Source organism: Streptomyces sp. RG80 (genome assembly GCF_040446465.1).
Classification (GTDB): Bacteria; Actinomycetota; Actinomycetes; order Streptomycetales; family Streptomycetaceae; genus Streptomyces.
Genome location: NZ_JBEAAJ010000007.1, coordinates 385,805 through 406,867 on the forward strand (window position 1 = coordinate 385,805; position 21,063 = coordinate 406,867).

Sequence of the window (21,063 nt, forward strand, 5' to 3'; positions counted from 1 at the left end):
TAGATCCAATGAGAACGATCGGTCAAGAAATTCGCTTCCGGACCTACGACACCCGCACCTGATACGTGGGGATCCGCACCGTCTCGTCGTCCAGGCACTGCCCCGACAGCAGGTCGAAGCGCTGCTTCAGCAGGGGGGAGGCGACGAACGGGCGGCCCTGGTGGGTGCCGGTGAGGCCGCGGGAGAGGACCGCCGCGCCACCGAAGGGGTCGCGGTTGTCGATGGCGTACAGCTCGCCCGCGCGGTCGCGGAAGATGGCCGCCTGCCGGCCGTCCGGCAGCAGGGCCGCCACACCGCGGCCCGGCAGCAGGACGTTGAGGTCGCAGACCGTGAACCAGCTGTCGTCGAGGCGCAGTTGGATCTTGAGGGTGGTCGTCTCGGGAGCGAGGGTCATCGCTGGGCGCTTCCTTCCAGGACGTCTTCGGCGGGGCGCATGCCGATGGACAGCAGCGGCAGGTCGGGCTTGATCTGGTCGCGCTCGGGGACGAAGCCGACGACCGGGTCGGGGGTGTCCGGGGCGTTCACGAAGGACACGAACCGGGCGAGCTTCTCGGGGTCGTTGATGGTGTCGGACCACTCGTCGCGGTAGTGCGCGACATGCTTGGTCATCAGCGACTCCAGCTCCTCGCAGATGCCGAGGGAGTCCTCCACCACCACGTCCCGGACGTGGTCCAGGCCGCCGGGGATCCGCTCCAGCCAGGTCGAGGTGCGCTCCAGGCGGTCGGCGGTGCGGATGTAGAACATCAGGAACCGGTCGATCAGCTTGATCAGTTCGGCGTCCGAGAGGTCCTGGGCCAGCAGGTCCGCGTGGCGCGGGGTCGCGCCGCCGTTGCCGCCCACGTACAGGTTCCAGCCGGCCGAGGTGGCGATGATGCCGAAGTCCTTGGACTGGGCCTCCGCGCACTCGCGGGCGCAGCCCGACACCGCCGACTTCAGCTTGTGCGGGGAGCGCAGACCCCGGTAGCGCAGCTCCAGGTCGATCGCCATCCGCACCGAGTCCTGGACGCCGTAGCGGCACCAGGTCTGGCCGACGCAGGACTTCACCGTACGCAGGGACTTGCCGTAGGCGTGTCCCGACTCGAAGCCGGCGTCCACCAACCTCGTCCAGATCAGGGGGAGTTGCTCGACGCGGGCGCCGAACATGTCGATCCGCTGACCGCCGGTGATCTTCGTGTAGAGGCCGAAGTCTCGGGCGATCTCGCCGATGACGATCAGACCCTCGGGAGTGATCTCACCGCCGGGGATCCGCGGGACGACCGAGTACGAGCCGTTCTTCTGGAGGTTGGCCAGGAAGTGGTCGTTGGTGTCCTGGAGCGCGGCCTGCTCGCCGTCCAGCACGTAGACGTCGGCGCCGATGGCCGGGGCGAGGGAGGCGATGATCGAGCCGACGGCCGGCTTGCAGACCTCGCAGCCGTCACCGCCCCGGGCGTCGTCGCGGCCGTAGCGGTCCAGCAGGTCCTGGTAGGTGTTGATGCGCAGGGCGAGGACGATCTCGTAGAGCTCCTCGCGGGTCTGCGAGAAGCAGCCGCACAGGCCCTTGTCGACCTCGACGCCGGACGCCTCCAGCTCGGCGGTGACCAGCTGGCCGAGCACCTTGACGCAACTGCCGCAGGTCGTACCGGCCTTGGTGCACTTCTTCACCTCGGGCACGGTGGTGCAGTTGTGCTCGGTGACCGCTCCGCGGATCGTGCCCTTGCGGACGTTGTTGCAGGAGCAGATGATCGCGTCGTCCGGCAGCGCGGTCGGGCCGAGCTGGACGGACTCGCCGGCACCGGCGGGCAGCACCAGCGACTCGGGGGAGACCGGCGGCACCGAACCGGTGAACGCCTTCAGCGTGCCGTAGGCCTCCGCGTCGCCGACCAGGATGCCGCCGAGCAGCGTCCCGTCGCGGCCGATGACCAGCTTCTTGTACAGGCCCGAGCGGGAGTCGGAGTAGACGACGTCCAGGCAGTCCTCGGTCGCGCCGTGCGCGTCGCCGAAGGAGGCCACGTCCACGCCGAGCAGCTTCAGCTTGGTGGAGAGGTCGGCGCCGAGGAAGGCGGCCTCGTCGGCGGCGATGGTCGCCGCCGCGGTCTCGGCCTGCTCGTAACCCGGGGCCACCAGACCGTAGACGCGGCCGTCGGCGGCCAGCGCGCACTCGCCGATCGCGAAGACGTGCGGGTCGGCGACCGTGCGGCACTGCTCGTCGACGGTGATGCCGCCGCGCTCGCCGACCGTGAGGCCGCAGTCGCGGGCCAGCTGGTCGCGGGGGCGGACACCGGCGGAGAACACCACCAGGTCGGTGGCGAGTTCGGAACCGTCGGAGAGCTTCATACCGGTGACGGCGCCCTCGGCGTCGACCACGATCTCCTGCGTGCCGACGCCCGTGTGGACGCTCAGGCCCATGTCCTCGATGGTGCGCAGCAGCGCCGCGCCACCGCCCTCGTCGACCTGCACCGGCATCAACCGTGGCGCGAACTCCACGATGTGGGAGGTGAGTCCGAGCCCCTTCAGCGCGCCCGCCGCCTCCAGACCGAGCAGACCGCCGCCGACCACGGCACCGGTGGTGCGCGTGCTGGCGTACTCCTCGATGGCGAGGAGGTCCTCGATCGTGCGGTAGACGAAGCAGCCCTTGGCGTCCTTGTTGGGCACCGGCGGCACGAAGGGGTACGAGCCGGTGGCGAGGACGAGGATGTCGTAGTCGAAGACCTGGCCGGAGCGGGCGGTCACCTTGCGGGCGTCGCGGTCGACGGTCTCCGCCGGGTCGCCGACGTGGAGCTCGATGCCCTCCTTCTCGATGAACGCCATGTCGGTCATCGAGAGGTCCTCGGGCGTCTTGCCCGAGAAGTACGAGGTGAGCGCGACGCGGTCGTAGGCCGGGCGCGGCTCCTCACAGAGCACGACCACGCGGTGCGTGGCGGTCAGGCCGCGCTCGGCGAGCGCTTCGAGGAAGCGCTGGCCGACCATGCCGTGGCCGACGAGCACGATCGTGGGGGTGGCCTCCGTGGCCTCCGGGGTGGCGGTCATCAGGAGCCTCCATCGTTGGTGAGCAGGTGGAGCAGAGGGCCTTCGTCGGGGAGCGGCTCTGCTCCCTCCCAGGCACGCGCGAGCGCGCCGACGGTGCCGAGTTCGCCGACGAGGACCCCGCCGACCAGCCGGTCGTCGCGGACGACGACCTTGCGGTAGGTGCCTCGGGTGGCGTCGGTGAGCTGTACGACGTCGTCGCCGGGAAGTGCCTCCGTCTCGCCGAACGCGGCGAGGTCGAAGGCGGTCTGACCGGGCAGCGTGAGCCGGGTCAGCGATCGGGTGCCGGTGTAGCGGGCGGTCGCCCGTCCGGCCAGCAGCTCGGCGAGCACCTCGGCCTGTTCCAGGGCCGGAGTGGCCAGCCCGTAGACGGTGCCGTCGTGCTGGGCGCAGTCGCCGATGGCGTGGATGTACGGGTCGGAGGTGCGCAGCTCGTCGTCGACGACGATGCCCTTGCGGACCTCCAGCCCCGCGTCCCAGGCGAGGCCCGCGCGCGGCCGGACCCCGCAGGCCAGGACCACCAGGTCGGCGTCGAGGGCGTATCCGTCGGCCATCTCCACCGAGCGGACCGCGCCGTTGACGCAGCGCACGTCACGCACCCGCAGGTCGGTGTGGACCTCGACGCCGAGGTCCTTGAGGTGGCGCTGCACCAGCTTCGAGGCGTTCGGGTCGAGCTGGCGCTCCATGAGCCGCTCGGACTGCTGGGCGAGGATCACCTGGGCGCCGCGCTGGGCGAGCGCCCGGGCGGCGGAGACCCCGAGGAGCCCGCCGCCGATCACGACCGCCTTCGCACCCGCCCGGACCGCCTTGGACAGGCCCAGGCAGTCGTCCATGGTCCGGAAGGCGTGGACGCCCTCCGGCAGGACGTGGTCGGGGGTGAACAGACCGCGCAGGGCCGGCAGCACCGGGTTCGAGCCGGTGGCCAGGACCAGCCGGTCGTATGCGATCTTCGAACCGTCCGCGCACTCGACGGTCCGTGCCTGGCGGTCGATGCCGGTGACCCGGGTGCGGGTGAGCTCCGCGGGCGCGGGCAGGGCGATGACGTCGGGGCTGTACCGTCCGGCCAGCACTTCGGCGAGCAGCACCCGGTTGTAGGGCCGGTGCTCCTCCTCGCCGATCAGCGTCACGGGCGTGCCGAGCTCGCCGAGCCGCCGGGCGAGACGGACGCCCGCGAGGCCGGCGCCGATCACCACCACACGCGTATTCGAGGTCATGCCAAGGAGCGTGCGTTGCCGGTGTTTCCCGACCGCATCACGTCTGTTTCCCGCGAGGAACGCTGCCCTCAGCGGGGGCGGAGGGCGAGTGTGAGGGTTCCGGGAGCGCGCCGGGGACGGGCTGTGAGGTGGCCGGATCCCCGGAATCCGTGCAGGTGACATCGTCTACGAGCCTCAGCGGAGGCTCATCTCGATGGACTGGGCACCTATCTCCCGCCTAGGGTCCCGATCATGCCCGACATATCCCTGACCACCCTCGTCGTCCTGTGCCTCGCCGCACTCGCGGCCGGCTGGATCGACGCCGTGGTCGGCGGTGGCGGCCTGCTCCTGCTCCCGGCCCTGCTGCTCGGCCTGCCGCCCGGGACCTCGGCCGCGCACGCCCTCGGCACCAACAAGGCGGTCGCCATCGTCGGCACCTCGGGCGCGGCGGTGACCTACGCCCGCAAGGCCCCCGTCGACGTACGCCTCGCGGTCCGCATCGGCCTCGCGGCCCTCGCGGGCTCCTCGGCGGGGGCGTTCTTCGCGGCCGGGATGAGCACGGAAGTGCTGAAGCCCGTGATCATGGTGGTGCTCCTGGCCGTCGCCGCCTTCGTGATCCTGCGCCCCGCCTTCGGCACCGCCCCCGCGACCGGCCCCGCCACCCGCCGCCGGATCCTCGCCGCGATCGGCCTCGCGGGCCTCGGCATCGGCTTCTACGACGGTCTGATCGGCCCCGGCACCGGCACTTTCCTGGTCCTCGCCCTCACCGCCGTCCTCCACCTCGACCTCGTCACCGCCTCCGCCACCGCGAAGATCGTCAACTGCTGCACCAACGCCGGCGCGCTGGCCACCTTCGCCTGGCAGGGCACGGTCCTGTGGCAGCCGGCGGCGCTGATGGCGGTGTTCAACCTGGCCGGCGGCACGCTGGGCGCCCACACGGCACTGAAGAAGGGCAGCGGTTTCGTACGGGTCGTACTGCTGACGGTGGTGTTCTCGCTGGTGGCGAAAATGGCGTACGAGCAGTGGCTCGCCTGACCTACGGTGACCCCATGGCGACCCAGGTGATCGTGGTCAACGGCGGCTCCAGCTCCGGCAAGTCCGGGATCGTGCGGTGTCTCCAGGCGGTGCTGCCGGAGCCGTGGCTGGCCTTCGGGGTGGACTCGCTGATCGAGGCGATGCCGGGATCGGGCGCGGGCATCTCCTTCGAGGCGGACGGCGGGGTGAGCGTCGGCCCGGAGTTCATGACCCTGGAAGCGGCCTGGGCCAAGGGGATCGCCGCGATGGCCCACGCGGGCGCCCGGGTGATCATCGACGACGTCTTCCTCGGCGGCTCCTCGACCCAGGAGCGCTGGCGCCGGGTCCTCGAGGGCCTGGACGTGCTCTGGGTCGGCGTCCGCTGCGAGGCCGCGGTGGCCGCCGGGCGGGAGATCGCCCGGGGCGACCGGGTGCGCGGGATGGCGGAGAAGCAGGCGGAGATCGTCCACCAGGGGGTGGCGTACGACGTCGAGGTGGACACCGCGGCGACCGAGTCCCTGGAGTGCGCGCGGACGATCGCCGCGCACGTGCGCTAGGACTGCTTCCGCAGGAGCAGCTCGATCACCCCCGTGATGTCCTCGCCGCCGTGCCCGTCCGCGACCCGCCGCGCCATCAGATCCGCGTACGGCGTCAGCAGCTCGGTGCTCACGCCCTGCTCCTCGGCCGTGCGCAGCAGCGTGGCGTTGGCGGCGGACTGCATGGCCAGGTTGGAGACCACGTCCTTGCCGTAGTCACCGCTCTCCAACTGGTCGGCGGCCTTGTGCACCATGAACGTCATCGCGGTCAGCCACTCCGCCAGCAGCCGGGCGAAGTCCTTCGGCGCGATGTCCTCGCGGTGGATCAGCGCGAAGGCGTGGGTGAGGCCCGCGAACATGCCGTCCATCGCGCTCAGCAGCGCCACGTCGTGCAGCGCGGCGAACCCCGGGTCCGCGCCGACATACGTGGTCGCGGCCGGCACGGCAAGGGTGTCGCGGTGCTCCTCGAAGAGGTCGCCGGAACCGCTGTAGAAGACGTACGCGCCGGAGCCGGGCACCTCGATCATCGGCGGGGTGCCCATGATCCCGCCGTCCAGGAAACGGGCGCCGCGGGCCTCGGCCCAGGCGGCCCTCGCACGTCCCTGGCCCGGCGTCCCGGTGGTGAGGTTCACCAGGTCCCGCCCCTGGAGATCGGCCCCTTCCAGAGCCTCGCCGACCGACGCGTCGTCCAGCAGACAGGCCATCACCAGCCGGCTCGCGGCCACCGCCTCGGCGGCGCTCGCGGCGACCGTCGCGCCCTCGGCGGCCAGGGCCTCGGCGCGGGCGGGGGTGCGGTTCCAGACGGTCACGGGATGGCCGGCGGCGAGCCAGGTGCGGGCGAGGGCGGTGCCCATGGCACCGGCGCCGAGGAGGGTGAGGGGGGTCTTCGTGTTCAGGGCGTTGTCAGTCATGCCGTTTAGGGTTGTTCGTGGGGAAGCGCCTGCTCAAGTACGTACTTGAGAGTGGGTGGTTACCGCCGGGAAAGAGTCCAGGCAGGAAGAGCCCGGGCAGAAAGAGGGGGCGGCATGGCGAGGGCACGGCGGCCGGGTACGTATGTCTGCGGGATCGACGCGGCGATGGATGTGATCGGCGGCAAGTGGAAGGTGCTCATCCTCTGGGCGCTGCACGAGAAGCCGTGCCGCTTCGGCGAACTGCGCCGCGAGCTGCCGGGGGTGACGGAGAAGGTCCTCGCGGCCCATCTGCGGGAGCTGGAGGCGGACGGGATCGTGCACCGGGAGGCGTACGACGAGGTGCCGCCGAGGGTCGAGTACTCCCTGACCGAACGGGGCGAGACACTCAACGAGGCACTGGGACCGCTGGGGGACTGGGGCAAGGAGAACATGCTCGGCGGAGCGTCGGCGGCTGCCGGTGCCTCAGCGGCTGTCGGTCAGATGCGCGAAGACGACGACGTTGCCCTGATAGCCGGTCGCCCGTGAGTAGCTCCCGCCGCAGGTGATCACCCGTAGCTCGGGCCGCTTCGCCGCGCCGTACACCTTCTCGTCGGGGAAGTCCTTCGCGTCGTACACCTCGACGGAGTCGACCGAGAAGACGGCCGTGCCGCCGTCGCGCCGGTCCACCTCGACGGTGCTGCCCTTCTTGAGGGCGCCGAGACGGTAGAAGACGGAAGGGCCGTCGGCGTTGTCGACATGGCCGGCGACGATCGCGGTGCCGCGCTCACCGGGGGTGGTGCCGGCCTCGTACCAGCCGGCGAGGTTCTCCCGCTCGGCGGGCGGGACGTCGAGGCTGCCGGTCGGGGTCAGGCCGAGGCCCGTCAGGGGCGCGTCGACGCGGATCGACGGGATGCGGACGCGGTCCGGCGGGGAGGGCGGCAGCGCGGGCGCCGAGCGCGGGTCCGCGGGCCCGCCCCGGGCCTCGGCGGCGGACGGCTGCGGCGGTGCGTGGGTCGCGGCGCCACTGCGCAGCAGCCAGGCACCGCAGGCCAGGGCCACGAGGGTGACGGCCGCTATGACGGAGTTGCCGAACGTGTTGCTGCTGAGTCTGCGCACGCGAGCCTCCTGCCCGGTGGAGCGGGTGGACCCGCCCCCCTCCGGGCCGCGAGGGGCGTCGGACCCGGAGGGGGAGGGACATGCGGTACCGGCGGACGGACAGCGGAGGGTGTCCGTCAGATCCCGTCGCCTCTCGCCCGGCGATGCAGGAGCCAGGTACCGCCCGCGGCGGCGACGGCGAGAGCCGCCACGCCGGCCGCGGTCTGCACGGGATCGGGGCCCAGAGCGCCACCGACCCCCGTCTTCACACTTCCCCGGGGATGCACCTGCTGACGGACGGAGGTGAGCGTGACCATGAGGTCGCCCGTGACCCGCCGGCCCCCCTCCGCGCACGTCGCGACGATCTCGTACGTCCCCGGTTGCGCGCTCTCGGGCACCTCGAACTGCCCGATCGCGTCCTGCTCATGGGTACTGGGCGCGAGTGTGAACGAGCCGGCGCCCACCGCGCTCGCGTCACCCGCCGCCGTACCGCCGTCCCCGCACACCGTCGTGTTCACGGTGACCTGCTCGCCGGGCACGACCGATGACGGGTACACCTCCAGGCCGCCCGCGTCCGCGCCGACCGCCGGCGCGGCGACAAGACCGGCGGTGGCCACGGCGAGCGCGGTGCCGGTCAGCATGCGGGCGGTACGGCGCATCGGTGCTCCCTGGAGCTCTTCGGTGTCCCTGCCCTTCCGAGGTAAGTGGCAGCGGGCCGAGCGCGCTCCCTGAGGGTGTGTCAGAAATACGGTGAATGGGTGTCAGATCAGTGTGCACCGGGGCTTTCCCGGCGGCGTTTGGGCAGGTCACCGGGGTGAGGCAGGGCCGCTGCGGAAGATAATCCGAAGGGTGCCGGGCGGGGGTGCGACCGGGTGACCCGCGGCCGGCGGCCGGGGCTTGACCTCAAGCTTCCTTGAGGTATCACGCTGTTCCGCATGCAGATCACAGACACCCCGTTGAAGGTCGCCCTCGTCATCGGCAGCAACCGCCACGGCCGCTTCGGCCCCGTCGTCGCCGACTGGCTCCTCGACCGGCTGCGCGCCCACGACGACCTGCTCCCCGAGGTCGTGGACGTCGCCGAGACCGACCTGCCCATGTCCTTCGCCCCCACGGCGGACACGGCGACGGCACGCGCGGAGGTCACCCCGAAGCTGGCCGCCGCGGACGCCTTCGTCGTCCTCACCCCCGAGTACAACCACTCCTACCCGGCCGGTCTGAAGAACCTGATCGACTGGCACTACACCGAGTGGCAGGCCAAGCCCGTCGCGTTCGTCTCCTACGGCGGCGTCTCGGGCGGCCTGCGCGCGGTGGAACACCTGCGGCAGGTCTTCGCGGAACTCCACGCGGTCACCGTCAGGGACACGGTCTCCTTCCACAACGCCGGCGGCTCCTTCGACGACACCGGGCAACCGAAAGATCCGTCGGGCCCGGAGGCGGCGGCCAAGGGGATGCTCGACCAGTTGGTGTGGTGGGGGAGGGGCCTGAAGGAGGCGAGGGAGAAACGGCCGTACGGGACCTGACCGCACGACACCCGCCGTCGGCAGGAGCGGACGAGGCCGGCGCCCCCTCCCGGAAGGAGACGCCGGCCTCTCACCACTGGCCCCGCGGGTCAGCTCACGTTCACCGCGCTCCAGGCCGCGGCCACCGCGTCGTACTCCGCGCTCCCGGTTCCGTACAGGTCCTTCGCCGCGTTCAGCGTCGCCGTACGTGCCCCCGCGTAGTTCGTCGAGGACGTCATGTAGACCGTCAGCGCCCGGTACCAGATCGCGCCCAGCTTGTCCCGGCCGATGCCCGTGACCGAAGAGCCGTTGCAGGTGGGCGAGTTGTAGTTGACGCCGTTCACCGTCCGCGCGCCGCTGCCCTCCGCGAGCAGGAAGGCGAAGTGGTTCGCCACGCCGGAGGAGTAGTGCACGTCGAGGTTGCCGACGGTCGAGCTCCAGCAGTCCGCCGAGTTGGCGTCCTTCGACGGCTTGTCCATGTACCGCAGCGCGTCCCGCCCGAAGCCCGACCGCACGATCTTCTCGCCGATCAGATAGTCCCCGGAGTCGGAGGAGTTGCCCGCGTAGAACTCCACCAGCGTCCCGAAGATGTCGGAGGTGGCCTCGTTCAGCCCGCCCGACTCGCCGGAGTACGTCAGCGCCGCCGTCTTCGACGTGACCCCGTGCGACATCTCGTGACCCGCCACGTCCAGCGACACCAGCGGACCGAGTTGCGTCCCGTCACCGTCGCCGTAGGTCATGCAGAAGCAACTGTCGTCCCAGAAGGCGTTGTTGTAGTTGTTGCCGTAGTGGACCCGGTTGAAGGACCCCTTGCCGTCCCCGGCGATACCACTGCGCCCATGGACGTTCTTGTAGTAGTCCCAGGTCACGTCCGTGCCGTACTGGGCGTCCACGGCGGCCGTCGCCCGGTCCGAAGTCGCCCCCGTGCCCCAGTGGTTGTCGGCGTCCGTGAAGACCGTCGCGGGGGCGCGGCTGAAGCAGATCCCCAGGATGCACAGGTCGGTCTTGTTCGCCGCGTCACCGGTGTACGTGTTCCCGCGCGTCGCGTCCTTGAGCTGGTACGACGATCCCGACAGGGTCGTCTCCAGCGGAACCGTCCCGCCGTACAGCGACTTGCCGTCACCGGAAGCCGTCTCGATCGAGTCCCACGCGTCGATCTGCGCGCCCGTCCCCGCGTCGGTCAGCACCGTCCGCGCGACCGGGTTGCCGAGCGAGTCCTGGGCGACGACGTCCGTCCGCCAGGCCAGCTTCGGGGCGCCGTGCAGGGCGTCCACGACCAACTGCGGTTTGGCGGTCAGCTTCTTGAGCGTCTCGCCGAGGTTGGCGGCGCGAAGCGCGTCGGTCGCCAGGTCGGCGGCTTTCGGGGCGGAGAGCGCGGGGGTGACGGACGACAGTGAGATCGCCCGCCGGGTGGCCCTGTCGGCGCTCCGGTAGGCGCCGTCCGAGTCGAGGTGGACCACGAAGTCGCCGCCCAGGACGGGCAGTCCGCGGTAGGCGCGGTCGTAACGGACGTGCTGTGCGCCGTTCTTGTCGACGACGACATCCCGGACCCGGGTGTCCTGCGCGGACGTCAGCCCGAGGCTCTTCGCCTGAGTCACCAGCGCGGACGCCGCGTTGTCGACGGCTGTCGCCCGGGTCGGCCGGTCGGCCGCGCCGGCGGTGGGGGAGAGGGCGGCGGCGAGCAGGGTGGCGGCCGTTGCGGCCAGACCGGCCGTGGCGAGACGGGAACCTCGGACAGGGCGTATCGGGCTCATCTGTCTCCTTGTGGGGGAGGCTCGAGTGGTCCCTGAGATTCAAGGGCCCCCGACATGTCATGTCCATAGCGCCTCGGTGGGGGTATGTGAGGAGAGAGAATCGTTTCTGTGAGCCTTCCGTTCTTCGTCTACGGCACCCTCCGCCCCGGAGAGGTCAACCACGACGCCTTCCTCCTCGGCCGCACGGCGGCGGAGGAACCCGCCCGACTCGACGGCGCGGTGCTGTACGACGGCCCGGGCTACCCCTACGCGGTGGCCGACCCCGGCACCATCCACGGCGACCTGGTCACCGCCCGCCCCGGTGACTACGCCGAACTCCTCGTCGCCCTCGACCGGTTGGAGGAGTACGCCCCCGGCGACCCGCGCAACCTCTACGAACGAGTCACACGCAAGGTGGTCAGGGTCGCCGACGGGAGCACAGTCCTGGCGTGGGTATACATCGCCGCGCCCACAGTGGCGGCCCGCCTACGGACCCACGGCGAACGCATAGAGAGCGGCGACTGGGCGGCCCGCTTCTGAACGGGCGGGGCGAAGCCGACGGCGGTTCGGTAGCGCCCTGAAGGGGCGCGGGGCTGTATCGATCAGCGGCTCCGCCGCGGGGCGCGACCAGCCACGACGTCGCCGCAGACGAACGACAACCCGTCCACCCCACTTCCGGCGGAGCGCCCGGCGTTACTTCACCGCCTCCACCCGCACCGCGCACGTCTTGAACTCCGGCATCCGTGATGTCGGGTCCAGCGCCGGGTTGGTCAGCGTGTTCGCGCGGCCCTCGCCCGGCCAGTGGAAGGGCATGAAGACGGTGTCGGGGCGGATGCCGGTGGTGATGCGGGCCGGTGCCACGGCCCGGCCGCGCCGGGAGACGACCGCCACCGGGTCGCCCTCGGCCGCGCCGAGCCGCGCCGCGAGCCGGGGGTGCAGTTCGACGAACGGGCCGGGTGCGGCGGCGTTCAGCTCGGCCACGCGGCGGGTCTGGGCGCCGGACTGGTACTGGGCGACGACCCGCCCGGTGGTCAGCAGCACCGGGTACTCCTCGTCCGGCTCCTCCGCGGCCGCCCGGTGCGATACGGGCACAAAGTTGGCGCGGCCGTCCGCCGTGGCGAAACGGTCGAGGAAGAGGCGGGGGGTGCCGGGGTGGGGCTCCGCGGTCGGGGAACCGGAGGTCTCGGTCGAGGCGCCCGCCGGGCACGGCCAGAACACCCCGTTCTCCTCCGCCAGCCGCCGGTAGGTGATCCCGGAGTAGTCCGCGGGGCCGCCCGCGCTGGCCCGCCGCAGCTCCTCGAAGACCTCCTCGGGGTCGGTCGGGAAGCCCTTCTCCACGCCGAGCCGGTCGGCCAGCTCGTGCATGACCTCCAGGTCGCTGCGGACGCCCTCGGGCGGGGTGATGGCCTGGCGGCGCAACAGCACCCGGCCCTCCAGGTTCGTCGTCGTGCCCGTCTCCTCCGCCCACTGGGTGACCGGCAGGACCACGTCCGCGAGTTCCGCGGTCTCGGACAGCACGACATCGCAGACGGCCAGGAAATCAAGGGACTTGATGCGCTCCTCGATGTGCGCGGCACGCGGCGCCGACACCACCGGGTTGGACGCCATCAGCAGCAGCGACTTGATGTCCCCGCCCAGTGCGTCCAGCAACTCGTAGGCGCTGCGCCCCGGTCCGGGCAGCGAGTCGGGGTCCACGCCCCACACCTCGGCCACATGCCGGCGCGCCGCCGGGTCGTCCAGCTTGCGGTAGCCGGGCAACTGGTCGGCCTTCTGGCCGTGTTCGCGCCCGCCCTGTCCGTTGCCCTGCCCGGTCAGACACCCGTACCCGGAGTACGGCCTGCCCGCCCGGCCCGTCGCCAGGCACAGGTTGATCCAGGCGCCCACGGTGTCGGTGCCCTTGGACTGCTGCTCGGGCCCGCGCGCGGTCAGCACCATCGCCGACTCGGGCTCGCAGAACATGCGTACGGTCTCCCGGAGTTGGGGCACGGGCACGCCCGTGATCCGCTCCACGTACTCCGGCCAGTGCGCCATCGCCGCGGCGCGGGCGTCCTCCCAGCCGGCGGTGCGCTCGTCGACGTACTCCTCGTCGACCCGGCCCTCGGCGACGACCAGGTGCAGCAGACCGAGTGCGAGGGCGAGGTCCGTGCCCGGGCGGGGCATCAGATGCAGATCGGCCTGCTCGGCCGTCTTCGTCCGGCGCGGGTCGATGACGATCAGTGTGCCGCCGTTCTCCTTCAGCTCGTTGAAGAAGCGCAGCGACGGCGGCATGGTCTCGGCGAGGTTGGAGCCGACGAGGATCACGCACCCGGTCTTCGGGATGTCCTCCAGCGGGAACGGCAGCCCGCGGTCCAGGCCGAACGCCTTGATGCCGCCGGCCGCCGCGGAGGACATGCAGAAGCGGCCGTTGTAGTCGATCTGCGAGGTGCCGAGGACGACCCGGGCGAACTTGCCCAGTGTGTACGCCTTCTCGTTCGTCAGGCCGCCCCCGCCGAACACCCCGCACGCGTCCGGGCCATGTTCCGTACGCGTACGCCGCAGTCCCTCGGCGATCCGGTCCAGTGCCTCGTCCCAGGTGGCGGGCACCAGCTTGCCCTCGGAGCGCACCAACGGGGAGGTCAGGCGCACCCGGGACGAGAGCACCTGGGGAGCGGTTCGGCCCTTGCCGCACAGCGCCCCCCGGTTCACCGGGAAGTCCGCGCGCTCGGTGACCTCGACGCCCCCGTCCGGGGCGGGCGTGAGGTTCATCCCGCACTGCAGGGCGCAGTAGGGGCAGTGCGTGGGCGTCGCGGAGTTCTGCATGCTCCTCAGCGTGCTTCGGCCGTGTTACGTGCGCGGCGGCTCCCTGTTACGCGGGCGGGACGGCGACCTCCCCGCCGGACGCCGGCCGTCGTGAGGCGCATGGCTGCCCACCCCTGAGTCGCCGCCGAGCGGGACGAACGTTGCCTCTGATGTGAAAGAGGTCACATGTGGCTCGTTCCGTATCGTAGTTGGCCGATCACGCCTAGTTGAGACTTGAAAAACCCCGACTACAGTCTGGCTTCGCGCGCAACTCCGAACGGCGTTCGACTCGGCACACCGTCCTTCGAAGCAGCCTGGAGGGTCTCCCGATCATGTCCGTGCGCCATCTAACCCCCCGCGACCAGCACCTCTTCCACCAGTACGGCTACGGCCCCGCCGTCCCCGTCCCGGACCCGCTGATCCACCGCGCCGTCGAACGACAGGCCACGGCCCGCCCGCACGCCGTCGCCGCCGAACACCTCGGCGCCCGGATCACCTACGGCGAGCTCGACCGCTACGCCGACGCCGTCGCCGCCCGTCTGCTCCACGAGGGCGTCGGCCCCGGCGACCACGTCGGTCTCTTCGTCCGCCGTTCCGTCCCGATGCTCATCGGCCTGCTCGGCATCCTCAAGGCGGGCGCCGCCTACGTCCCCCAGGACATCGGCCTCGCCCCCGCCGCCCAGCTGGCCCACGTCGTCCGCACCGCCCGCACCCGGATCGTCCTGACCGTCGCCGAGCACGCGGCCCGGGTCCCGAGCGGCCCGCACGTCCTCACCCTCGACGAACCGCTGTCGTACGCCCTACCGACCGCACCGACCCCGCCGACCGCACCCGCCCGCCGGGTCGGGCCCGACGACGGCTGCTACGTCCTGTTCACCTCGGGCACCACCGGCTGCCCCAACGGCGTGAAGGTCACCCACCGCAACGTCGCGAACATCCTTCTCACCCCGCCGGGCGACCTCGGCATCCGCCCCGGCGACCGGGTCGCCCAACTCCTCAACATCGCCTTCGACATGGCCGCCTGGGAGATCCTCGGCTGCCTCGCCCACGGCGGCACCCTGGTCATCCGCGGCCAGGACATCGCGGCGGCGGCCCGCACGGCGGATGTCGTCATCGCCACCCCGACCGTCCTGTCGGGCATCGACCCGGCGACCTGCCCGCGCGTCCGCACGGTGGCCGTGGCGGGCGAGCCCTGCCCGCGCCCGCTGGCCGACCGCTGGGCCCGCCAGGCGAGCTTCTACAACTGCTGCGGCCCGACCGAGACGACCATCGTCAACACCATGCGCCGCCACGACCCGACGTCCGGGAGCCTCACCATCGGCCGCCCCACCCCCAACAACACGGTCTACGTCCTCGACGCGGGCCTGCGTCCGCTGCCGATCGGCGAGGTCGGCGAGATGTGGGCGGGCGGCGCCTGTGTCTCGGCGGGTTACCTGGACAACGACCGCCTCAACGCGGAGCGCTACGCCCCCGACCCCTTCCTCGGCGGCGAGCACCGCATGTTCCGCACCCGCGACCTCGGCCGCTGGACCCCGGACGGCGAGCTGGAGCACCTCGGCCGCACCGACGACCAGGTCAAGGTGCGCGGCTTCCGCGTCGAGCTCGACTCCGTCTCCTCGGTGCTGGAGTCGGTGGCGGGCTGCCGGCGCGCGGTGACCCTGAAGCAGGACGCCCGCACCCTGGTCTCCTTCGTCACCCCGGCCGACGTCGACCCCGACACGGCCCGGCGCGCGGTGGCGGACGCGCTGCCGTACTACTGCGTGCCCGAGAGTGTCATGCCCCTGACACATCTACCGGAGACGGACCGCGGAAAGATCGACAAGGCGGCCCTGCTGCGGCTGGCGGAGGAGCGCACGGTGGTGGCCCGATGACGACCTCACTGGAGCGCCTGTCCCTGGAGCTGCCCCCGCGGACCCCGGTTCCGCGCCGACTCCTCAAGCACCCGCGCCTGATGCACTACAACCGCCTGGCGGCCCTGGTGCTGACCGCCAACCTCGTCTTCCTGTACGCGAGTTGGACCCCGTCGACCCGCACCATGGGCCACGCGGCGCTCGCCAACCTCGCCCTCGCGATCCTCATCCGCCAGCAGTACGTCATCAACCTCCTCTTCAGGCTGGCCACTTCACCGCCGACGAGCTGGCCGCTGAAGGTCCGCTGGACGCTGGGGAAGGTGTACCACTTCGGCGGACTGCACGTCGGCGGAGCGCTGGCCGGGGCGGGCTGGTTCCTGGCCGGCACGATCAGCACGACCGACGGCCCGCTCAGGGCGGTGGGCTGGACCCTGATGTCCCTCCTGACGGTCATCATCGCCACCGCCCTGCCTCCCTTCCGCTCCCGCCACCACGACCACTTCGAGAAGATCCACCGCTTCGGCGGCTGGACCGCCCTCGCCCTCTTCTGGACCCACACCCTCCTGGCCGCGCCGGGCCCCGTGGAGATCACCGTCCTGACGGTCGTGACATTCAGCGTCGCCCTGCCCTGGCTGAGGCTGCGCAAGGTCGACGTACACCTCGAACGCCCCTCCCCGCACGTGGCGTTGGCCCGCTTCGACCACGGCGAGACCCCCTTCGCGGGCTCCTCCACCGCGATCAGCCGCAGCCCGCTGAAGGAATGGCACTCCTTCGCCAACGTCCCGGCCCCCGGCGAGCCCGGCTTCCGCCTGACCATCTCCCGGGCCGGCGACTGGACGGGCGGCTTCATCGACGACCTGCCGAAGCGGGTCTGGGTGAAGGGCATCACCACGGCCGGCGTCGCCAACATCGAGACCCTCTTCGAGAAGGTCGTCTACGTGGCGACCGGCAGCGGCATCGGCCCCTGTCTGCCCCACCTGCTCGCCGCCGAGGTCCCCTCCCGCCTTGTCTGGGCCACCCGCGACCCCCGCGCCACCTACGGAGACGCCCTCGTCGACGAGATCCTCGCCGTCCAGCCGCACGCCGTCGTCTGGGACACCTCCCGCGACGGCAAACCCGACATGGTCCGCCTCGCCTACGCCGCCTACCGCGACTTCGGGGCCGAGGCGGTGATCTGCATCAGCAACAAGAAGCTGACCTGGCAGGTGGTGCACGGCCTGGAGCAGCGCGGCATCCCGGCGTACGGCGCGATCTGGGACTCGTGACACCTCGTAGCCCCCTGGAGGGAAGATGGACACCATCAAGCTCGAGCGCCACGACCGTGTCGTGCTCGTACGCCTGCACCGCCCCCACGTCCTGAACGCGCTGAGCGGCGAACTCCTCACCGAACTCCTGGCCGCCCTGCGCCCGTTGGACGCAGACCCCGACATCGGCTGCTACGTCGTGACCGGCTCCGAGCGGGCCTTCGCGGCGGGCGCCGACATCAAGGAGATGGCCGGGCGGACGGCCGTCGAGATGGCGGCCGAGGACTACTTCGCCGCCTGGGAGGAGTTCGCCGACCTCCGTACCCCGAAGATCGCCGCCGTCAACGGCCTCGCGCTGGGCGGCGGTTGCGAACTGGCGATGATGTGCGACCTCGTCGTCGCGGGGGAGTCGGCGGTCTTCGGCCAGCCCGAGATCAGGCTCGGCGTGATCCCCGGCATCGGCGGCACCCAGCGCCTGACCCGGCTGGTGGGCCGCGCCAAGGCGATGGACCTGGTCCTCACCGGCCGCACGATGGACGCGAGGGAGGCCGAGAGCGCGGGCCTGGTCTCCCGTGTCGTACCCGACGAACGGGTCCTCGCGGAGTCCCTGGCGGCGGCGGAGACGATCGCCTCCTACGGCCGTACGGCGGTCAGGGCCGCCCGCGACTGCGTCGACCGGTCCCTCGAAACGGGCCTGCGGGACGGCATCCGCTACGAACGCCGCGTCTTCCACGCCCTGTTCGCCACCGCCGACCAGAAGGAGGGCATGACCGCCTTCCTGGAGAAACGCCCGCCGCGATTCACCGGCCGCTGAGCGCTCCGCGGGCTGTGCCGATATGCGGCTCCGCCGCGGGTCGGCGGACGGGTTGTCGTTCGTCTGCGGCGCCGTCGTGACCGGCCACGGCCGTCGTGGCCGGCCGAGCCCACGCGGCGGCAGCCGCACATGGACACGGCCCCGCGCCCCTTCGGGCGCTGCCGAACCGCGGGACTTCACCCGGCCCGCGTAGCCAGTGCCCGGCCCACTCCCGGTTCCGTCGGCCCGAGGAACCGGGGGTCCGGCTCGAAGACCGCGTCGAGCGCCGCCTTGCCCGCGGCGAGGATCTCCCGGGCACCGCCGTAGTACCAGGTGACGTCGTGCTTCGCCTCGACCCCGACGCCGTACGACGTGACACCGGCCTGCTCGCACAGCGCGACCGCCCGCCGGATGTGGAACCCCTGGCTGATCAGCACGGCCTTGTCGACGCCGAAGATCTTCTTGGCGCGGACACAGGAGTCCCAGGTGTCGAACCCGGCGTAGTCGCTGACGATGCGCCGGTCGGGCACCCCGTGCCGGGTCAGATAGGCGCGCATGGCGTCCGGCTCGTCGTAGTCCTCGCGGCTGTTGTCCCCGGTGACCAGGACGACCTCGATCCGGCCCTCGCGGTACAGCTTCGCCGCCGCGTCCAGCCGGTGCGCGAGATACGGCGACGGCTCGTCGTCCCACAGTCCGGCGCCGAAGACCACCGCGACCTCGGTGCGCGGCACGTCCGCGGTCGTCCGCAGCCGGTCGCCCGTCACGACGTACATCCAGGTCGCCGGAAGGAGGGCGAGCACGCACCCGAGCATCACGGCCTGCACGAGCCGCCGCTGCCCGGTACGGGTGCGCGGCAGCCGGGGTCTGCGCAGTCTCACGGGGGTCCCTCCCTGGTCGTCCTTCGACAGTCAGGGACGTGATGTAAGCCTCCACGGTTCGCGCTCACGCACGTGACCAGCCTCACCCACCCGGTGAAACCGCAGGTCGGAGCGGCTCACAGTGCCCTACCACCCCACGGTGAACCCACGGAAAATACCCGTTATCTTCGCGCAACGGGGTGGCAACCTCCCGCCGCCACCATCGGTTCATGACGGCGACGAGTAAGGCGACGAAGAACTCGACGGCTCCTCGCGAAGAGTCCAAGACGGTCCACCTCGACAGTACGGCGCACCTCATGAACCGGATCAGCAGCCAGCTCGCCAGCCAGCTCAGCCTCGTGTCCCTCGACGGCAGGCGGCGCCCCGAACCGCCCGCGCTCGTCGTCGTGGCCCACGGCAGCCGCGACCCGCGCGCCCTGAGCACCGTGACCACGCTCCTCGACAAGGTCCGGGCCCTGCGCCCCGGCCTGTCCGTCCACCTCGGCCACATCGAGCTGAACGAGCCTCTGCTCACCGACACCCTCACCGCCCTCGGCGACCGCGAGGCGATCCTCGTCCCGCTCCTGCTGAGCCGCGGCTACCACGTCAAGCGCGACATCCCCGAGATGGCCGCCGAGACCCGGGTACGCGCACGCGTGGCCGCCCCGCTCGGCCCGCACCCCCTCCTGGTGGAGACCCTGTACTCGCGCCTGGTCGAGGCCGGCTGGCGCACCCGTATGGACGAGGCGACCCGCGCCCGCAGCGCGGTGGTCCTGGCCGCGGCCGGCTCCCGCGACCCGGAGTCCAAGGTCGACACCGGCCGCACCGCCCAGCTCCTCTCCGACCGCCTCGGCGTCCCGGTCGTCCCCGCCTACGCCACCACCGCCGCCCCCAGGGTCCCGGACGCCATCGAGGCGCTCGCGGCGAGCGGCCGCGACCGGATCGCCATCGCCTCCTACTTCACCGCCCCCGGCCGCTTCGCCACCGAGTGCGCACAGGCGGCCCCCTGGATCGCGTCGGCCCCGCTCGGCACCCACCCGGCGATGGCCCGTCTTCTCCTGCACCGCTACGACCAGACACTGGCGACCCCGCTCACCACGGAACGGGCACTGGCCTCGGCGTAAAGGCGCACCCCAATTGTCAGTACCTGCCCTTACTGTCGAGACATGGAAGGCGAAAACCACATCCCACCCGCGGGCTATGACCCGGCGTCAGTCGAACGATGGGCCACCGAACACGACAAACGCCCAGGCCGTACCGCCTTCCAACGCGACCGCGCCCGCATCCTGCACTCGGCCGCGCTCAGAAGGCTCGCCGGCAAGACCCAGGTCGTCACCCCGGGAACCCGCAGCCAGGCCTGGGACGCCAGCCCCCGCACCCGTCTGACGCACTCCCTGGAGTGCGCCCAGGTCGGCCGTGAACTCGGCGCCGCCCTCGGCTGCGACCCCGACCTCGTGGAGGCCGCCTGCCTCTCCCACGACCTCGGCCACCCCCCGTTCGGGCACAACGGCGAACAGGCGCTCAACGAGTTCGCCGAGGACTGCGGCGGCTTCGAGGGCAACGCCCAGTCCCTCAGGCTCCTCACCCGCATCGAGCCCAAGCGGTTCACCCCCGAGGGCTCCGTAGGACTCAACCTCACCCGGGCCGCCCTGGACGCCGCCACCAAGTACCCGTGGCCCAGAGGCGCCCACCCCACGGACCCCGAGTCCCCGAAGTTCGGGGTCTACGAGGACGACCGCCCCGTCTTCGACTGGGTCCGCAAGGAGGCCCCCGGCACCCGCACCACCTTCGAGGCCCAGGTCATGGACTGGGCCGACGACGTGGCGTACTCGGTGCACGACGTCGAGGACGGCCTGCACGCCGGCCACATCGACCCCAACAGCCTGCACGCCGAACCCGAACGCCAGGCGGTCTTCGCGGTCGCCCTCGGCCGGTACGTATCCGAGGACACCGACCCCGCGGAACTCGCGGAAGCCCTCGACCGGCTCCAGGACCAGCCCTGGTGGCCGCACGGCTACGACGGCACAGCCGTCTCCCAGGCCCGCCTGAAGGACGCCACCAGCCAGCTCATCGGCCGCTTCTGCCTCGCCGCCGAGGGCGCCACCCGCGCGGAGTACGGCACCGGGCGTCTGACCCGCTACACCGCCGAACTCGTCGTACCGCACGAGACCCGGCTGGAGTGCGCGGTCCTCAAGGCCGTCGCCGACCGGTACGTCATGCAGCGCGCCGAACAGGAGCGGCTGCGGGCGGACCAGCGGATCGTGGTCGCCGAACTCGCCGAGGCGCTCACCGTCCGCGCCCCGGACGGCCTGGAACCCCAGTTCCGCGCGCTCTTCGACCAGGCCCCCGACGACCGCGCCCGCAAGCGCGTGATCGTCGACCAGATCGCCTCCCTCACCGACGCCTCGGCCCGCTCGCTTCACTCCCGGCTGACGGGGAACTCATAAGACATACGTGTCACGGGTGACGTGAAACGCGCCCGAATGTGACCCTCCGTGGCCTGATCGGGCCACTCCCTCTTCCCCCATCACGCTCCGTGCGGGACGCTCCCATGTGGCGGCACGTTCACGAGGAGGCA

General features: G+C 71.6%; 19 protein-coding genes. 10 read left to right on the plus strand and 9 right to left on the minus strand.

Annotated features, from left to right (window positions below; genetic code table 11):
* Positions 1-43 precede the first annotated feature (43 nt).
* The 3 genes from nirD to ABKA17_RS25500 are packed head-to-tail and all read right to left on the minus strand — an operon-like array spanning position 44 to position 4,217.
* Positions 44-394 (minus strand): nitrite reductase small subunit NirD, encoded by a 351-nt coding sequence (gene nirD, locus ABKA17_RS25490; RefSeq protein WP_353694542.1) that lies wholly within the window; start codon positions 392-394, stop codon positions 44-46.
* Positions 391-3,006: a nitrite reductase large subunit NirB gene (nirB, locus tag ABKA17_RS25495; RefSeq protein ID WP_353694543.1), complete on the minus strand. Its 2,616-nt coding sequence runs from the start codon at positions 3,004-3,006 to the stop codon at positions 391-393. The genes nirD and nirB overlap by 4 nt, the downstream gene beginning before the upstream one ends.
* Positions 3,006-4,217, minus strand: a complete 1,212-nt coding sequence (locus tag ABKA17_RS25500; protein ID WP_353694544.1) for an NAD(P)/FAD-dependent oxidoreductase — start codon at positions 4,215-4,217, stop codon at positions 3,006-3,008. The genes nirB and ABKA17_RS25500 overlap by 1 nt, the downstream gene beginning before the upstream one ends.
* Positions 4,218-4,448: 231 nt before the next feature.
* On the opposite strand from ABKA17_RS25500, the gene ABKA17_RS25505 reads away from it, so the two are divergent.
* Positions 4,449-5,231 (plus strand): sulfite exporter TauE/SafE family protein, encoded by a 783-nt coding sequence (locus ABKA17_RS25505; protein WP_353694545.1) that lies wholly within the window; start codon positions 4,449-4,451, stop codon positions 5,229-5,231.
* Between the two features lie 14 nt (positions 5,232-5,245).
* Positions 5,246-5,767 (plus strand): chloramphenicol phosphotransferase CPT, encoded by a 522-nt coding sequence (gene cpt, locus ABKA17_RS25510; RefSeq protein WP_353694546.1) that lies wholly within the window; start codon positions 5,246-5,248, stop codon positions 5,765-5,767.
* Here the strand turns inward: cpt and ABKA17_RS25515 are convergent.
* Entirely contained in the window at positions 5,764-6,657 is an 894-nt protein-coding gene (locus tag ABKA17_RS25515) for an NAD(P)-dependent oxidoreductase (RefSeq protein WP_353694547.1), read from the minus strand. The genes cpt and ABKA17_RS25515 overlap by 4 nt on opposite strands.
* A gap of 114 nt (positions 6,658-6,771) precedes the next feature.
* Here ABKA17_RS25515 and ABKA17_RS25520 point away from each other — a divergent pair, with 114 nt between their 5' ends.
* Positions 6,772-7,182: a winged helix-turn-helix transcriptional regulator gene (locus ABKA17_RS25520; RefSeq protein ID WP_353694548.1), complete on the plus strand. Its 411-nt coding sequence runs from the start codon at positions 6,772-6,774 to the stop codon at positions 7,180-7,182.
* On the opposite strand, the gene ABKA17_RS25525 is transcribed toward ABKA17_RS25520, so the two are convergent.
* Together ABKA17_RS25525 and ABKA17_RS25530 are read right to left on the minus strand one after the other, a co-directional pair.
* Positions 7,120-7,752 (minus strand): class F sortase, encoded by a 633-nt coding sequence (locus ABKA17_RS25525; protein WP_353694549.1) that lies wholly within the window; start codon positions 7,750-7,752, stop codon positions 7,120-7,122. The genes ABKA17_RS25520 and ABKA17_RS25525 overlap by 63 nt on opposite strands.
* Positions 7,753-7,868: 116 nt before the next feature.
* The gene (locus ABKA17_RS25530; protein WP_353694550.1) at positions 7,869-8,390 is read right to left on the minus strand and encodes a GVDTG sorting domain-containing protein; all 522 of its coding nucleotides are present in this window, start codon (positions 8,388-8,390) and stop codon (positions 7,869-7,871) included.
* A 276-nt stretch (positions 8,391-8,666) separates the two neighbouring features.
* On the opposite strand from ABKA17_RS25530, the gene ABKA17_RS25535 reads away from it, so the two are divergent.
* Positions 8,667-9,251: an NADPH-dependent FMN reductase gene (locus ABKA17_RS25535; RefSeq protein WP_353694551.1), complete on the plus strand. Its 585-nt coding sequence runs from the start codon at positions 8,667-8,669 to the stop codon at positions 9,249-9,251.
* A gap of 89 nt (positions 9,252-9,340) precedes the next feature.
* Here the strand turns inward: ABKA17_RS25535 and ABKA17_RS25540 are convergent, their stop codons facing one another.
* Positions 9,341-10,984, minus strand: coding sequence for a M4 family metallopeptidase (locus ABKA17_RS25540; RefSeq protein ID WP_353694552.1), 1,644 nt, complete (start codon positions 10,982-10,984; stop codon positions 9,341-9,343).
* Between the two features lie 108 nt (positions 10,985-11,092).
* On the opposite strand from ABKA17_RS25540, the gene ABKA17_RS25545 reads away from it, so the two are divergent.
* On the plus strand, positions 11,093-11,503 hold the full coding sequence (locus tag ABKA17_RS25545; protein ID WP_353694553.1) for a gamma-glutamylcyclotransferase family protein: 411 nt from the start codon (positions 11,093-11,095) through the stop codon (positions 11,501-11,503).
* 153 nt (positions 11,504-11,656) lie between these two features.
* On the opposite strand, the gene ABKA17_RS25550 is transcribed toward ABKA17_RS25545, so the two are convergent.
* Entirely contained in the window at positions 11,657-13,762 is a 2,106-nt protein-coding gene (locus ABKA17_RS25550; protein ID WP_353694554.1) for a molybdopterin oxidoreductase family protein, read from the minus strand.
* 311 nt (positions 13,763-14,073) lie between these two features.
* Between ABKA17_RS25550 and ABKA17_RS25555 the strand changes: the two genes are divergently transcribed.
* Genes ABKA17_RS25555 through ABKA17_RS25565 form a run of 3 tightly spaced genes read left to right on the plus strand, consistent with a single transcriptional unit; the run spans position 14,074 to position 17,649 of the window.
* On the plus strand, positions 14,074-15,612 hold the full coding sequence (locus ABKA17_RS25555) for an amino acid adenylation domain-containing protein (protein ID WP_353694555.1): 1,539 nt from the start codon (positions 14,074-14,076) through the stop codon (positions 15,610-15,612).
* Positions 15,609-16,856, plus strand: coding sequence for an FNR domain-containing protein (locus ABKA17_RS25560; protein ID WP_353694556.1), 1,248 nt, complete (start codon positions 15,609-15,611; stop codon positions 16,854-16,856). Before ABKA17_RS25555 ends, ABKA17_RS25560 begins: the two co-directional genes overlap by 4 nt.
* Positions 16,857-16,881: 25 nt before the next feature.
* Entirely contained in the window at positions 16,882-17,649 is a 768-nt protein-coding gene (locus ABKA17_RS25565; RefSeq protein WP_353694557.1) for an enoyl-CoA hydratase-related protein, read from the plus strand.
* Positions 17,650-17,825: 176 nt separating this feature from the next.
* On the opposite strand, the gene ABKA17_RS25570 is transcribed toward ABKA17_RS25565, so the two are convergent.
* Complete coding sequence (locus ABKA17_RS25570; protein ID WP_502994389.1) at positions 17,826-18,500, minus strand: SanA/YdcF family protein; 675 nt, start codon at positions 18,498-18,500, stop codon at positions 17,826-17,828.
* 302 nt (positions 18,501-18,802) lie between these two features.
* Here ABKA17_RS25570 and ABKA17_RS25575 point away from each other — a divergent pair, with 302 nt between their 5' ends.
* Positions 18,803-19,609, plus strand: coding sequence for a sirohydrochlorin chelatase (locus tag ABKA17_RS25575; protein ID WP_353694802.1), 807 nt, complete (start codon positions 18,803-18,805; stop codon positions 19,607-19,609).
* Positions 19,610-19,651: 42 nt separating this feature from the next.
* Complete coding sequence (locus ABKA17_RS25580; protein WP_353694559.1) at positions 19,652-20,932, plus strand: deoxyguanosinetriphosphate triphosphohydrolase; 1,281 nt, start codon at positions 19,652-19,654, stop codon at positions 20,930-20,932.
* Positions 20,933-21,063: the final 131 nt, after the last annotated feature.

Excerpts from the sequence above, each read along its gene's own strand:
- nirD (WP_353694542.1), bottom strand. The coding sequence starts at position 394 with ATGACCCTCGCTCCCGAGACGACCACCCTCAAGATCCAACTGCGCCTC.
- nirB (WP_353694543.1), bottom strand. The coding sequence starts at position 3,006 with ATGACCGCCACCCCGGAGGCCACGGAGGCCACCCCCACGATCGTGCTC.
- ABKA17_RS25500 (WP_353694544.1), bottom strand. The coding sequence starts at position 4,217 with ATGACCTCGAATACGCGTGTGGTGGTGATCGGCGCCGGCCTCGCGGGC.
- ABKA17_RS25505 (WP_353694545.1), top strand. The coding sequence starts at position 4,449 with ATGCCCGACATATCCCTGACCACCCTCGTCGTCCTGTGCCTCGCCGCA.
- cpt (WP_353694546.1), top strand. The coding sequence starts at position 5,246 with ATGGCGACCCAGGTGATCGTGGTCAACGGCGGCTCCAGCTCCGGCAAG.
- ABKA17_RS25515 (WP_353694547.1), bottom strand. The coding sequence starts at position 6,657 with ATGACTGACAACGCCCTGAACACGAAGACCCCCCTCACCCTCCTCGGC.
- ABKA17_RS25520 (WP_353694548.1), top strand. The coding sequence starts at position 6,772 with ATGGCGAGGGCACGGCGGCCGGGTACGTATGTCTGCGGGATCGACGCG.
- ABKA17_RS25530 (WP_353694550.1), bottom strand. The coding sequence starts at position 8,390 with ATGCGCCGTACCGCCCGCATGCTGACCGGCACCGCGCTCGCCGTGGCC.
- ABKA17_RS25535 (WP_353694551.1), top strand. The coding sequence starts at position 8,667 with ATGCAGATCACAGACACCCCGTTGAAGGTCGCCCTCGTCATCGGCAGC.
- ABKA17_RS25540 (WP_353694552.1), bottom strand. The coding sequence starts at position 10,984 with ATGAGCCCGATACGCCCTGTCCGAGGTTCCCGTCTCGCCACGGCCGGT.
- ABKA17_RS25550 (WP_353694554.1), bottom strand. The coding sequence starts at position 13,762 with ATGCAGAACTCCGCGACGCCCACGCACTGCCCCTACTGCGCCCTGCAG.
- ABKA17_RS25555 (WP_353694555.1), top strand. The coding sequence starts at position 14,074 with ATGTCCGTGCGCCATCTAACCCCCCGCGACCAGCACCTCTTCCACCAG.
- ABKA17_RS25560 (WP_353694556.1), top strand. The coding sequence starts at position 15,609 with ATGACGACCTCACTGGAGCGCCTGTCCCTGGAGCTGCCCCCGCGGACC.
- ABKA17_RS25565 (WP_353694557.1), top strand. The coding sequence starts at position 16,882 with ATGGACACCATCAAGCTCGAGCGCCACGACCGTGTCGTGCTCGTACGC.
- ABKA17_RS25575 (WP_353694802.1), top strand. The coding sequence starts at position 18,803 with ATGAACCGGATCAGCAGCCAGCTCGCCAGCCAGCTCAGCCTCGTGTCC.
- ABKA17_RS25580 (WP_353694559.1), top strand. The coding sequence starts at position 19,652 with ATGGAAGGCGAAAACCACATCCCACCCGCGGGCTATGACCCGGCGTCA.